Genomic DNA, 13,516 nt, shown 5'->3' on the forward strand with positions numbered 1-13,516 from the left:
ATTTGGGAGCTAGGTCATATCCGCCGCGCGATAGACCTCTTCGTCCAGCTCGCCTTCCCAGCGCGCGACCAACGTCGCCACCGTCAGGTTCGCCGAAGCGCTCGGCACCGTGCGGGTCATGTCGAGCAGCCGGTCGAAGGGCAGCACGAAGCCGACCACCAAAGCCGTCTGCTCGGGCGAGACGCCGACCGCGCTCAACACAGCGGCGAGCATGAAGAGCGAGGCCGAGGGCACCGGTGCAGTGCCGAACGCCGCCAGTGCGCCGGTGAGCAGCACCGTGGCATAGACGGTCGGGGTCATCGGTACGCCGAAAGCCTGCAGCGCGAACATGCTGAGCAGCCCGACATACATCGCCGTGCCGTCCTTGCCGATGCTCGCCCCCAAGGGGAGCACGGTCGAGAAGACCGGGCGGCCGATGCCGAGATTCTGCTCGGAGACGCGCATCGCCACCGGCAGCGTCGCGCCGCTGGAAGCCGTGGAGAAGGCCACTGCCAGCGCATCGACGATGCCGCGGAAGAAGGGCAGCAGCGGCAGGCGCGCGACGAAGCGCAGCAACAGGCTGTGCACCACCAGCATCTGAATGAGCGAGCCAAGCACCACTGCCAGCGCCAGCCAGCCGACATGGACGAACACCGCGGCCCCGTTCGCTGCCACGGCATTGGCGATCAGCGCGAACACGCCGAAGGGCGTCACTTCCATCACCAGCCCGACGACGCGCAGCAGCACTGCCGAGGTCGATTGCAGCAGCGTCGCGAACGGCTTGCCCGCCTCCCCCGCCACCACCGTGCCGCAGCCGATCAGGATCGAGGTGAAGATCAGCGCGAGCATGTCGCCCTTGGCGAGCGCGTCGAAGATGTTGGTCGGGATGATGTTGATCAGCTGCTCATAGGGCGTGACCGGCTTGCCCAGCGCATGCGCCTCGGCGGTGCCGAGCGGCGCACCAACGCCGGGATGGACGATCGCCGCGATCAGCATGCCGACCGAGACAGCGATGAAGGTGGTCAGCGCGAACATCCCGATCGTGCGCCCGCCCAGGCTGCCGAGCCGCTTGGGATCGGCGAGCGTGGTGATACCCGATGCGATCGTCACCAGCACGATCGGCGCGACCAGCATGCGGATCGCACGAACGAACAGGTCGCCGATGAACTGGACATAGGGCGTCGCCCCCGGCGCCACAAAGGCGAAGATCACGCCGAGGACGAGGAAGGCAAGCACGCGCTTCCACAGCGCAGTGGCGAACCAGATTTTCATGCTACCCACCCCTTCACCGTACTCCTGCGAAAGCAGGAGCCCAGAGTATCAAACGATCCGCCCACAACCCTGGACTCCTGCTTTCGCAGGAGAACAAGGTGATGCTTGACTATCAGCCGCATGTCCCCGGCGTCGGCTTGTGCGGCAGCGCGCGGCCGGCAGCCTTGCCGGTCATCGCACCCTTGTCGACCGCGAGCACGCCGTTGACCACCACGGTCTGCACGCCGGCGGCGAGCTCGGTCGGCGCCTCATAGGTGGCGCGCGAGGCGTAGGTTTTCGGATCGAACACCACGACATCGGCATAGGCGCCTTTGCGCAGATGCCCGCGGCCGGCGAGCCCGAACGTGTCGGCAGTCAGCGCCGAGCTGCGCTCGATGAACTCGCGCAGCGTAATGACATGGTCGGTCTTGACGTACTTGTCGTACTTGCGCGCGAAGGTGCCATAGACGCGCGGATGGCCGCCCGAGGCATCCGATCCGGTCATCACCCAGGGCATCTTCATGAAGGCGGCGATGTCCGCCTCGCTCTGGTTGAACGAGATCGTGCCCGGATCACCGATGCGGATCACTGCGATCGCGGCATCGACCGGCGCCAGGTTCATCTCTTTCGCCACGCTATCAAGATAGCGGTTCTTGTACTTGCCCTCGGCGATCAGCAGCTTGTCCGGCCCGCCGCGCTTGCGCAGATTCTCGGTCATGCCTTCGTGCATCTTCTGCATGAGCGAGGGGTCGTCGAAGCGCTTGAGCAAGGCCGGGCGGCCGCCATCCTGCGCCCAGAGCGGGACGAGCGAGGCGACCAGGCTCGTGCCCGATGCCGACCAGGGATATTGGTTGGCGGTGACCTTCTCGCCGCGCGCCCGCGCCGCCTCGATCTTGGCGATGATCTTCGGCGCCTCGCCCTGCACGTCGACGCCGAGCGCCTTGATGTGGCTGATATGCGCGGGCAGCCCGCCTTCGCGGCCGATGCGGATCGCCTCGTCTATCGCGGCATCGAGCCCGACGGTGTAGCTGCTCTCGTCGCGAATATGGCTGTCATAGCTGCCGCCGCGCTTGCCGGCCTCCTTGGCCAGCTCGATCACTTCCTCAGTCTTGGCGAAGCTCTGCGGCGCGTAGAACAGGCCGGTCGAGAGGCCGAGCGCGCCGTGGCACATCGCATCGGCGACGAGCCCCTTCATCGTCGCCATCTCGGCGGGCGTGGGTTCGCGATTGTCCTCGCCGACCACCTTCTCGCGCACGGCGCCGAAGCCGACCCAGGCGGCATAGTTGATGCCGACCGGCTTGGTCGCGGCACTACCCAGGACCTTGGCGAGATCGGGGCTGCCGCCGCCGTCATTGCCGATGAACGCCGTGGTGACGCCCTGCATCAGGAAGGCGGGGACGAGCCGCTTGGCGGGGTCCTTCGAAGCAAGGTCGCCGCCCATATGCGTGTGCGGATCGATGAAGCCCGGCGAGACGATCATGCCCTTGGCATCGATCACCCGCGCCGCGCTGACATTGGCGTGCTTGCTTACCGAGACGATGTGATCGCCGCTGATCGCGACATCGCCGATGAACGGAGCATCGCTGCCGGTGTAGATCGTGCCGCCGCGGATCAGCAGATCGACCTTCTGCGGCGGGGGTGCCGAAGCGGCTCCCAGCGAGACGACGGCAATCCCCAGCAGCAGCGCGACCTTCATGGCGTTCCCCAAAATCCTTTGACGGGCGGATAGAGCACGCCGTTCCGGTCCTCGACCCCGCCCGGACGATCCTTGGCGAGCCAGATCGGACCGTCAAGGTCGGCGAAGTCGGACATGCGGGCGACGTGCAGCGCCGCGGCGATCGACAGCGACGAGCTGACCATGCAGCCGGTCATCAGCCCCAGCCCGCGCTCGCGGGTGGCGCGCGCCAGCTTCAGCGCTTCGGTGAGGCCGCCGGCCTTGTCGAGCTTGATGTTCACCACCTGATAGCGCCGCGCGACCACGTCCAGCTCCGCGGTGGTGTGGATCGACTCGTCGGCGGCGATCGGCACCAGCGGCTTGAAGCGCTCCAGGCATTCGTCGATCTCCGCCGAGACCGGCTGCTCGAGCAGATCGACCTTCAGCTCGGCGAGCAAGGGCTGCATCGCTTCGACCAACCGGGCGTCCCAGCTCTCGTTCGGATCGACGATCAGCTTCGCATCGGGCGCGGCGCTGCGCACGGCGCGGATCTGCGCGTCGGGCAGATGGCCGTCGACCTTGACCTTGATCAGCGGCGCGCCGGCAACGCGGCGGGCGGCGGCGCCCATCATCATCGGCGTGTCGATCACGATGGTGAGCGCGCTGGCGAGCGCTTCGGGTTCGGGCGCGCCGATCAGCTCGGCGACGCTCTTCCCCGCCTGGCGAGCTTCAAGGTCCCAGAGCGCGCAATCCACCGCGTTGCGGGCAGCGCCCGCCGGGAGCAGCGCCAGCAGCTCCTCGCGCCCGGCGCCAGCCTCGATCGCGGCGCGCACGCCTTCGATCGCCTCGAGCGCGCTCTCCACGCTTTCGCCGTAGCGGGCATAGGGCACGCCTTCGCCCTTCCCTTCATGCTCCCCGGCGCGGAGCGAGACCGTGACCACATCGGCCTCGGTCTTCACGCCGCGCGAGATGCGGAAGGGCTTGGTCAGGAGGAAACGGTCGTGACGGGCCGAGAGACTTCGGTGCATAGCAACTCATCGATGATCGCCTCGACCCCGAAGGCAATCGGATCGGTGCAGGGAAGGCCGAGATCGGCCTCGATCTGCCGGCACAGCGCCTCAGCCTCGTCGCGCTCCATGCGCGAGGTGTTGAGGCAGACGCCGACGGCGCGAACATTGGGGCTGGTCAGGCGCGCGGTCTGGAGATTGGCCTCCAGGCACGCCTTCAGCTCCGGCAGCGCACGGCCCGGGATGCCGCGCATATGGCTGCGGCTCGGATCGTGGCAGAGCACGATCGCCTCGGGCTGCGCACCGTGGAGCAGGCCGGTCGAGACACCGGCGAAGCTCGGGTGGAACAAGGAGCCCTGGCCCTCGATCAGGTCCCAGCCGCCATCGGTGCGCTCGGGCGCGAGCATCTCGATGCCGCCCGAGATGAAATCGGCGACCACTGCGTCGATCGGCACGCCGGCGCCGGCGATCAGGATGCCGGTCTGGCCGGTCGCTCGGAAATCGGCCTTCTCGCCGCGCGCCTTGAGCGCATCGGCCAGCGCAATCGTGGTGTACATCTTGCCAACCGAGCAATCGGTGCCGACGGTGAGCACGCGGCGGCCGGCACGGGCATAGCCGTTGCCGACGCGCAGGTCCGCCGGGGGATCGCGCACGTCGAACAGCTGCAGGCCCTTTTCCCTGGCGAGCGCCGCCAGCTCGGGCACGTCGCGCAGCCGCTGGTGCAGGCCGGCGGCGATGTTCATCCCCGCTTCCAGCGCGGCCTTGGCGTCGGCGACGAGATCGCCGCCCAGCGTACCGCCCGAATTGGCGATGCCGAGCACGAGCGTCTTCGCGCCCGCCGCCGCGCCTTCGGCGATCGTCATGCGCGGCAGGCCGAGCGTCAGCGGACTATCGTCGTGCCGGAACTCGCCCACGCAATCGTCCCGCCGGAATTCGGCGAGGCCGCGCGAGGTCTTGATGCCCACGAAATCGGTGCTGTGACCGAGGTATAGAAGAAAAGGTGCCGGTATCATGCGGGGATAACGCTATCGCCCCGCATCCGGCACCGCGCATAGCGAGTAGGCGCCTCGGCATAGCCTGTTGTTATGGCAAAAGCTCAGGACCTTAGGCGTCGATCACCTTGGCCAGCGTCTTGAGGAAATCGGTGGCCAGCGCCGTCGGCGGCCGGTTGAGCAGGAACATCGCGTGGACGTCGAAGGTGAGCTGCGGCTTCAAGGGCCGCATCGCCAGCCCGGGCACCAGCGAGGCCTGCGCCGTGAAGCTGTCGACCACCGTCATCCCCACTCCCTGCGCGACCAGCGCAGTGGCGATGTAGAAGGTGCGTGCCGAGATCACCTCATCGAGATCGAGCTCGAGCCGCTGCAACTCCTGGCTGAACAGCTGGCCGATCGGGCCCGAATTGGCGAGGCTGATGAACGGGCGCCCGCGCAGCCGTTCCAGCTCGATGCGCGGCGGCGCGTCGGGCATGTCCTCCTCGCGGTAGAGCACCACCAGCTCGCCTTCGCCCAGCCAGCGATGGCCGATCGGCGCGGCGTGCGGCACCTCATAGGCGATCGCGACATCGGTTTCGCGCTCGTAGAGCTTGCGCAGCAGGTCGTCGTGATGGACGGTCTGGAGATCGAAGCGCACGCCCTCATGCCCGCGCATGAAGCGCGCCACCGCGGTGGGCAGCGCGTTGAGCGCGAGGCTGGGCAGGGCTGAAACCTTCAGCATGCCGCCCGAACCACGCTTCAGGTTCCGCCCGGCCTCGCGCAGCGCATAGACGCGGTCCTGGATCTCCGAGACTTCGGTGAACAGCGTGTGCGCGTCCTCGGTCGGGACCAGCCGGCCATTGGTGCGGTGGAAGAGCTGGAAACCGAGGAGGCTCTCTGCATGGCGCAGCATCTTGGAGACCGAAGGCTGCGACACGTTGAGCGCCCGCGCGGCACCACTGACCGAGCCGTTGACATATACCGCGTGGAAAATCTCGATGTGACGCAAGTTCATTGCGCCAGACTATAGCGGTTTGGAAAAAGGGAAAGGCCCCGCTTCGGGGCAATCGTTTCAATACTCCGTCACCCCCGCGAAAGCGGGGGCCCATCTCCGACGAGTTCCAACTACACCACCGCCGTCTGGCGCCTGGAGCATTCAGGAGATGGGTCCCCGCTTTCGCGGGGATGACGAGCGAATATTATCGTCGGCGCTTGCGGATCAGCCGCCCGGGGTGAACTCCGCGACGAGATCGTAGCGATCGCCGGGAAAGGTCTGGCGGACGAAAGTGACGGCGCGGCCGGTGCGCCAGGTCCAGCGCTCGACCTGGAGGCAGGCGGTGTGCGGATCGAGCTGCAATCGCTTGGCGAGCGCGCCGCTGGCCGGCACCGCGCGGATGCGATGGCGGGCGTCGGTCCAGGGGACATGGTGGAGCAGCCAGGAACCGGGCGCCTCACTCTCGAAGGTGTCTGCGCGCGGCACCGGCACGGTGTCGAGCGCGATCAGTCGCCGCTCCAGCGCGAAGGGCTGGCCGCCGGCGAAATGTACACCCTCGATCAGCAGCGCCGGCAGCGCGATGCCCGATATCTCGGCATCGGCGTCGCGATTGACCACGCGGCAGGTGTCGAGCTCCCAATGATAGGCCTCGCCGCGCGCCGCGATCATCTGGGCAAGATCGGGCACTTCGAGCACCGCGGCATGCACCTTGGGCTGGGCGACGAACGAGCCGGCCTTGCGCCGCCGCTCGATCAGCCCGGCATGGGCGAGCCGCTCCAGCGCCTTGCTCACCGTGGCGCGGGCGCAGCCATAGTGCGCGACCAGTTCATGCTCGAAGGGAATGCGGTCGCCAGGGCGCAATGCACCCGAGCGGATGCGCTCCTCGATGTCCGAGCGGATGCGTTCCTGCAGCGTCACCCGAGCAGGCGCTCCAGGATTTTGTGATAATGATTAGCAATAGCCTCGCTTGCACGGTGCCGGCCGCGAGAGACTTGCAGCGTGCCGGCGCGCCAGACGCAGTCGATCGCGCCGGGGCGCCCGGCGAAGATCCAGCGATCGAGAAGGGTGTCGGCAGAGGCGCCGGCGAAGCTCGGATGATCCATGTCCAGGCTCACGATATCGGCCGGGGCGCCGGGCGCAATCCCGGTCGTGACGCCAAGCGCCTGCCCGCCCCCGGCCAGCGCCGCGCCGAACAGCGTCTCTCCCACCGAAGCGTCTTCGTCGGCGAGGATCGCCCTGCGCCGCAGCGAGAGCCGCTGCGAATATTCGATCGCCCGCAATTCTGCAGCGGCATCGATCTGGATATTGGAATCGGTGCCGGTCGCGAGACGCCCGCCGGTGGCCAGATAGCGTTCGGCCGGGAAGATGCCGTCGCCCAGATTGGCTTCGGTGACCGGGCACAGCCCTGCCACCGCGCCCGAGCGCGCCAGCCGGTCGGTTTCGGCATGGTTGAGGTGGGTGGCGTGGATCAGCGTCCAGCGTTGGTCGACCCCGGCATTGTGCAGCAGCCACTCGACCGGCCGCGCCCCGCTCCATTGCTCGCAGGCGGCGACTTCCCCGGTCTGCTCGGCAGCGTGGATATGGATCGGGCCGGAAGTGAGCGCCGTGACCGCAGCCAGTTCCTCCGGCGTCACCGCGCGCAACGAATGCGGGGCCACACCCAGCACCGCGTCGGCGGGCAGCTTGGCCCGGCTCGCCTCGACCAGTTCGGCGAAGCTGTCGAGGCTCGACAGGAAGCGCCGCTGGCCGGGCTTGGGCTCGCGGCCGCCGAAATCGCTGTGCGCGTAGAAGACCGGCAGCAGGGTGAGGCCGATACCCGCCTGCCCGGCGGCATGCACGATCGCGCCGGCGGTCTCGGCCGGATCGGCATAGCGGGCGCCGTCCACGTCGTTGTGGAGATAGTGGAACTCGCCAACCCGCGTGTACCCCGTCTCGAGCATCTCGACATAGGCCTGGGCGGTGATCGCCGCGATGTCGTCGGGAGTCAGCCGGTCGAGGAACCGGTACATGATCTCGCGCCAACTCCAGAAATCATCGTCTGGCCGGCCGCGGCGCTCGCTCAGCCCTGCCATGCCGCGCTGGAAGCCGTGGCTGTGGACATTGCCCAGGCCGGGAATGGCGGCACGGTGACGCTCGGCGCCAAGCGTGGGATCGCTGTCCGCCAGCACCGCGGCGATGCGCCCTTCGGCGATGCGGACGGTGACGCGCTCGGCCCAGCCGGTCGGCAGCAGCGCGGTTTCGAACCAGAGATCCATTGCATTGCCTCCCTTTCAATATGTCTAGACATAACAGAAAGCGCGGGCAAGGATGGGCAGATGGATCGACTCTGGACCAATGCCCGGATCGCGACGATGGCTGGCCCCGGCCTGGGCACCATCGAGCGCGGCGCCGTGGCGGCCCGGGACGGAAGGATCGCCTGGCTGGGCCCCGCGAGCGAGGCGCCCGCCGCGGCCGAGACGGTGGATTGCGGGGGCCGCTGGATCACCCCCGGGCTGATCGATTGCCACACCCATCTGGTCCATGCAGGCGACCGCGCGCACGAGTTCGAGCTGCGGCTCCAGGGCGCCAGTTACGAGGAGATTGCGCGCGCCGGCGGCGGGATTGTCTCGACGATGCGCGCCACCCGCGACGCGAGCGAGGCCGCACTGGTCGCGAGCGCCCTGCCCCGGCTCGACGCGCTGATCGCCGAGGGCACGACCACGGTCGAAGTGAAGTCAGGCTATGGCCTGTCGCTGGACGACGAACTCAAGATGCTGCGCGCCGCCCGGGCGCTGGGCCGCGAGCGGCCGGTGCGGATCGCGACGACCTTCCTCGGCGCGCATGCCCTGCCCCCCGAATATGCGAACGACCGCACCGCTTATGTCGATCTCGTATGCGATACGATGATCCCCGCGCTCGGCGGTCTTGCCGATGCGGTCGATGCGTTTTGCGAGGGGATCGGCTTCACCCCTGACGAGACCCGCCGCGTGTTCGAAGCGGCGAAGGCGCACGGGCTGGGCGTGAAGCTCCACGCCGAGCAGCTTTCCAACCAGCAAGGCGCCGCGCTGGCGGCATCCTATGGCGCGCTGTCGGCAGACCATCTCGAATATCTCGACACGGCCGGGATCGCGGCGATGGCCAGGGCCGGCACGGTGGCGACATTGCTCCCCGGCGCCTTCTACTTCGTCCGCGAGACCAGGCTGCCGCCGATCCAGGCGCTGCGCGACGCCGGTGTCCCGATCGCCCTCGCCACCGATTGCAACCCGGGCACCTCCCCGCTCACCAGCCTGCTGCTCGTGATGAACATGGGCGCGACGCTGTTCCGCCTGACCGTCGAGGAATGTCTGGCCGGCGTGACCCGCGAGGCGGCGCGGGCGCTGGGGCTTGCCCAAGAAATCGGCACGATCGCGCTCGGCAAGAGCTGCGACCTGGCGATCTGGGACGTCGAGCGGCCGGCCGAGCTTGTCTATCGCATGGGGCTGAACCCGCTCCATGCGCGTGTGTGGAAGGGCGAATGACCGAAGTTCTGATGATCCCCGGCGAGGTGCCGCTGGCCGAGTGGCGCGCGATCTGGCGTGGCGCGGTGCCGAAGCTCGATCCCGCCAGCGCCCCGCGCATCGCCGAGAGCGCCGCCGCCGTGGCGCGCATCCTCGCGCATGGCGAACCGGTCTATGGAATCAACACCGGATTCGGGAAGCTCGCCAGCGTCAAGATCGAGGCCGAGGATCTCGCCACGCTCCAGCGCAACATCGTGCTCAGCCACGCCGCCGGCATCGGCGCGCCCTCGCCCACCCCGGTCGTCCGGCTGATGATGGCATTGAAGCTCGCCAGCCTCGCCCAGGGCGCCTCGGGCGTGCAGCCCGCCACCGTCGCGCTACTCGAGGCGATGCTTGCCGGGGGGCTTACCCCGGTGGTGCCCAGCCAGGGCTCGGTCGGCGCCAGCGGCGACCTCGCTCCGCTGGCGCACATGGCCGCGACGATGATCGGGGTCGGCCATATCGAGCTTGGCGGCCGCGTGCTTCCCGCCAAGCAGGCGCTGGCCGAAGCCGGCCTCGCCCCCGTCACCCTCGGCCCGAAGGAAGGCCTCGCCCTCCTCAACGGCACCCAATTCTCCACCGCCAACGCGCTGGCCGGGCTGTTCGAGGCGGAGACCTTGTTCCAGGCCGCGCTCGTCACCGGCGCACTGTCGACCGAGGCAGCCAAGGGCACCGATGCCCCCTTCGATCCGCGCATCCACCAGCTGCGCCGTCACCCTGGCCAGATCGCAGTCGGCGAGACGCTGCGCACGCTGATGCAGGGCTCGGCGATCCGCGCCTCGCACCGCGACGACGATCCGCGCGTGCAGGACCCCTATTGTCTGCGCTGCCAGCCCCAGGTGATGGGCGCGGTGCTCGATCTGCTCCGCCAGGCCGGCACGACGCTGGAGACCGAGGCCAACGGCGTCAGCGACAATCCGCTGATCTTCGCCGAGACCGACGAGGCGCTGTCCGGCGGCAACTTCCACGCCGAGCCGGTCGCCTTCGCGGCGGACATGATCGCGCTGGCGCTCTGCGAGATTGGCTCGATCGCCGAGCGCCGGATCGCGATGCTGGTCGATCCCGCGCTTTCCAACCTGCCCGCCTTCCTTACCCCCCAGCCGGGTTTGAACTCGGGCTTCATGATCCCCCAGGTCACTGCCGCGGCACTCGTCTCCGAGAACAAGCAGCGCGCCACCCCGGCCAGCGTCGACTCGATCCCGACCTCGGCCAATCAGGAAGACCATGTCTCGATGGCCGCGCATGGCGCCCGCCGCCTGCTCGACATGGCCGCGAACTGCGCCGGGGTGATCGGCATCGAGCTGCTCGCCGCCGCGCAGGGCTGCGACTTCCATGCCGGTCTCACTTCCTCCGAAGCATTGGAGCGCGTGCGCGCCCGGCTGCGCGGCGAGGTGCCGACGCTCGATCACGACAGGCATTTCCACCCCGACATCGAAGCGGCGACCGCGCTGGTCCGCGCCGGCGCGGTGGCCGAAGCGGCGGGTATCGCGCTGCCGGGGGTTGCATGAGCTGGCTCGAGGTGCATCGCGGCAGCGCGCCGCTGATCGTCGCCTTTCCGCATACGGGCACGGACATTCCGCCCGATATCGAGCCTCGCTTCGTCTCCCCCTGGCTAGCGCGCAAGGATGCCGACTGGTGGATCGACCGGCTCTACGACTTCGCCGCCGAGCTCGGCGCCACGACGGTGCGGACGCGCATCTCGCGCAGCGTGATCGACGTGAGCCGCGATCCCTCCGGCGCCTCGCTCTATCCGGGGCAGGCGACGACGGAGCTTTGCCCGACCACCACCTTCGACGGCACGCCCCTGTATCACAACGGCGAACCGGACGCCGGCGAGATCGCCCGGCGGCGCACCGCCTTTTTCGATCCCTATCACGCCGCGATCGTGGCCGAGATCGTGCGACTCCGCGCGATCCATCCCCGGATCGTGCTCTACGACGCGCACTCGATCCGCAGCCATGTCCCCCGCCTGTTCGACGGCACGCTGCCCCAGTTCAACATCGGCACCAATGGCGGCGCCACCTGCGCCCCGGCCCTCGCCCGCTCCGTCGAGGCCGCCTGCGCCGCGACGCCCTGGAGCCAGGTGACCGACGGCCGTTTCCGCGGCGGCTGGACCACCCGCCACTATGGCCGCCCCGAAGCGGGCGTACACGCCATCCAGATGGAGCTGGCCTGCCGCGGCTATATCGACGAGCCCGCCGCCTTCGACGAGGCGCGCTGGCCGACGCCCTATGCCGATACCCGCGCCGCCCCGATGCGCGCCGCCCTCACCCAGGTCCTGCAAGCCTGCCTGCAATTCGCCGGAGCCCCGGAATGACTCGCCTCGACAACAGCCGCATCATCAAGCCCTCCACCGGCACCGAACTGACCGCCAGGAGCTGGCTCACCGAAGCGCCGCTGCGCATGCTGATGAACAACCTCCATCCCGATGTCGCCGAGCGGCCCGAGGAACTCGTCGTCTATGGCGGCATCGGTCGCGCCGCGCGCGACTGGGAGAGCTATGACCGGATCGTGGCGGCGCTGCGCGATCTCAAAGCCGACGAGACACTGCTGATCCAGTCGGGGAAGCCAGTCGGCGTGTTCCGCACCCACGAGAACGCGCCCCGCGTCCTGCTCGCCAACTCGAACCTTGTGCCGCACTGGGCGACCTGGGAGCATTTCAACGAGCTCGATCGCAGGGGCCTGGCGATGTACGGCCAGATGACCGCCGGCTCGTGGATCTATATCGGCACCCAGGGCATCGTGCAGGGCACCTATGAGACCTTCGCGGAGATGGGCCGCCAGCATTATGGCGGCGATCTGAAGGGACGCTGGCTGCTCACCGCCGGGCTGGGCGGCATGGGCGGCGCGCAGCCGCTGGCGGCAGTGATGGCCGGCGCCTCCTGCCTCGCCATCGAATGCCAGCCGAGCCGGATCGAGATGCGTCTGCGCACCGGCTATCTCGACCGCGCCGCCACCGATATCGACGAGGCGCTGGCGATCATCGCCGAGGCCAAGGACAAGCCGGTCTCGGTCGGCCTGCTCGGCAACGCCGCCGAATTGCTCCCCGAGATGTTCGCACGCGGCATCCGCCCCGACCTGCTCACCGACCAGACCAGCGCGCACGATCCGGTCAACGGCTATCTGCCGATCGGCTGGACCGTCGCCGAATGGATCGAGCGGCGCGAGCGCGATCCGGACGGCACCGCCAAGGCAGCCAAGGCAGCGATGGCGCAGCATGTGAAGGCAATGCTCGATTTCCACGCCGCCGGCGTGCCGACGGTCGACTATGGCAACAACATCCGCCAGGTCGCGCTCGACGAGGGCGTCGCCAACGCCTTCGACTTCCCCGGCTTCGTGCCCGCCTATATCCGCCCGCTGTTCTGCCGGGGGATCGGCCCGTTCCGCTGGGCGGCATTGTCAGGCGATCCCGAGGACATCGCCAGGACCGACGCCAAGGTGAAGGAATTGCTGCCCGACAACGCGCATCTCCACAACTGGCTCGACATGGCCGCCGAGCGCATCCACTTCCAGGGCCTGCCCGCGCGGATCTGCTGGGTGGGCCTGGGCGACCGCCACCGGCTCGGCCTCGCCTTCAACGAGATGGTCGCCTCGGGCGAACTCAAGGCGCCGATCGTGATCGGTCGCGACCATCTCGACAGCGGATCGGTCGCCAGCCCCAATCGCGAGACCGAGGCGATGCGCGACGGATCGGACGCAGTCTCGGACTGGCCGTTGCTCAACGCGCTGCTCAACACCGCCTCGGGCGCGACCTGGGTGTCGCTGCATCACGGCGGCGGCGTCGGCATGGGCTATTCGCAACATGCCGGGATGGTGATCGTCGCCGACGGCACGCCCGAGGCGGCGAAGCGGCTCGAGCGCGTGCTGTGGAACGATCCCGCGACCGGCGTGATGCGGCACGCGGACGCCGGCTACGTCGAGGCTTTGGACTGTGCGCGTGAGAAGAGGCTTAAACTGCCCGGTATCTTGTAGGCGGTCTGGTCTTGCCGGAGACGGCAAGGGACGGAGGCGGGCCGCGTTGCAACCGCGGCTCGCCTTCTGGAATTTTCAAGGTTATCCAATAGCCTTTCCCCGGCGAAGGCCGGGGCCCAGACTAGGCAGTGCGCGGCGAAGACGCGCCAAGGCGCGTGACTTTCAAGGCTGGG

11 protein-coding genes are annotated in these 13,516 nt (G+C 68.5%); 4 read left to right on the plus strand and 7 right to left on the minus strand.

Translation table 11 applies throughout. From position 1 onward, the window contains the following. Nucleotides 1-9: 9 nt before the first annotated feature. The 7 genes from P6144_RS10560 to P6144_RS10590 form a co-directional block, all read right to left on the minus strand. Nucleotides 10-1,251 (minus strand): dicarboxylate/amino acid:cation symporter, encoded by a 1,242-nt coding sequence (locus P6144_RS10560; protein WP_347275668.1) that lies wholly within the window; start codon nt 1,249-1,251, stop codon nt 10-12. Nucleotides 1,252-1,363: 112 nt separating this feature from the next. Next, the gene (locus P6144_RS10565) at nt 1,364-2,926 is read right to left on the minus strand and encodes an amidohydrolase family protein (RefSeq protein WP_277767719.1); all 1,563 of its coding nucleotides are present in this window, start codon (nt 2,924-2,926) and stop codon (nt 1,364-1,366) included. Then, nucleotides 2,923-3,912 carry an N-acetyl-D-Glu racemase DgcA gene (dgcA, locus tag P6144_RS10570; RefSeq protein WP_277767720.1) on the minus strand — a complete coding sequence of 330 codons (990 nt, stop codon included), beginning with the start codon at nt 3,910-3,912 and terminating at the stop codon, nt 2,923-2,925. Before dgcA ends, P6144_RS10565 begins: the two co-directional genes overlap by 4 nt. After that, nucleotides 3,870-4,904, minus strand: a complete 1,035-nt coding sequence (gene dgcN, locus P6144_RS10575) for an N-acetyltransferase DgcN (RefSeq protein WP_277767721.1) — start codon at nt 4,902-4,904, stop codon at nt 3,870-3,872. Before dgcN ends, dgcA begins: the two co-directional genes overlap by 43 nt. A 91-nt stretch (nt 4,905-4,995) precedes the next feature. Then, the gene (locus P6144_RS10580; protein WP_277767722.1) at nt 4,996-5,877 is read right to left on the minus strand and encodes a LysR family transcriptional regulator; all 882 of its coding nucleotides are present in this window, start codon (nt 5,875-5,877) and stop codon (nt 4,996-4,998) included. A gap of 204 nt (nt 5,878-6,081) precedes the next feature. After that, nucleotides 6,082-6,774 carry a UTRA domain-containing protein gene (locus tag P6144_RS10585; protein WP_277767723.1) on the minus strand — a complete coding sequence of 231 codons (693 nt, stop codon included), beginning with the start codon at nt 6,772-6,774 and terminating at the stop codon, nt 6,082-6,084. Continuing rightward, on the minus strand, nt 6,771-8,111 hold the full coding sequence (locus tag P6144_RS10590) for a formimidoylglutamate deiminase (RefSeq protein ID WP_277767724.1): 1,341 nt from the start codon (nt 8,109-8,111) through the stop codon (nt 6,771-6,773). Before P6144_RS10590 ends, P6144_RS10585 begins: the two co-directional genes overlap by 4 nt. Before the next feature lie 60 nt (nt 8,112-8,171). Here P6144_RS10590 and hutI point away from each other — a divergent pair, with 60 nt between their 5' ends. From hutI to hutU, 4 genes are read left to right on the plus strand one after another with little or no spacing between them, the layout of a single operon-like run. Beyond that, nucleotides 8,172-9,353, plus strand: a complete 1,182-nt coding sequence (gene hutI / locus P6144_RS10595; protein WP_277767725.1) for an imidazolonepropionase — start codon at nt 8,172-8,174, stop codon at nt 9,351-9,353. Further along, nucleotides 9,350-10,879: a histidine ammonia-lyase gene (gene hutH / locus P6144_RS10600; protein WP_277767726.1), complete on the plus strand. Its 1,530-nt coding sequence runs from the start codon at nt 9,350-9,352 to the stop codon at nt 10,877-10,879. The genes hutI and hutH overlap by 4 nt, the downstream gene beginning before the upstream one ends. Next, nucleotides 10,876-11,688: an N-formylglutamate deformylase gene (gene hutG, locus P6144_RS10605; protein WP_277767727.1), complete on the plus strand. Its 813-nt coding sequence runs from the start codon at nt 10,876-10,878 to the stop codon at nt 11,686-11,688. Before hutH ends, hutG begins: the two co-directional genes overlap by 4 nt. Then, entirely contained in the window at nt 11,685-13,343 is a 1,659-nt protein-coding gene (gene hutU, locus P6144_RS10610) for a urocanate hydratase (RefSeq protein WP_277767728.1), read from the plus strand. Before hutG ends, hutU begins: the two co-directional genes overlap by 4 nt. Nucleotides 13,344-13,516: the final 173 nt, after the last annotated feature.

The sequence above is a fragment of the Sphingomonas sp. HITSZ_GF genome, assembly GCF_029543155.1.
Lineage (GTDB): Bacteria > Pseudomonadota > Alphaproteobacteria > Sphingomonadales > Sphingomonadaceae > Sphingomonas.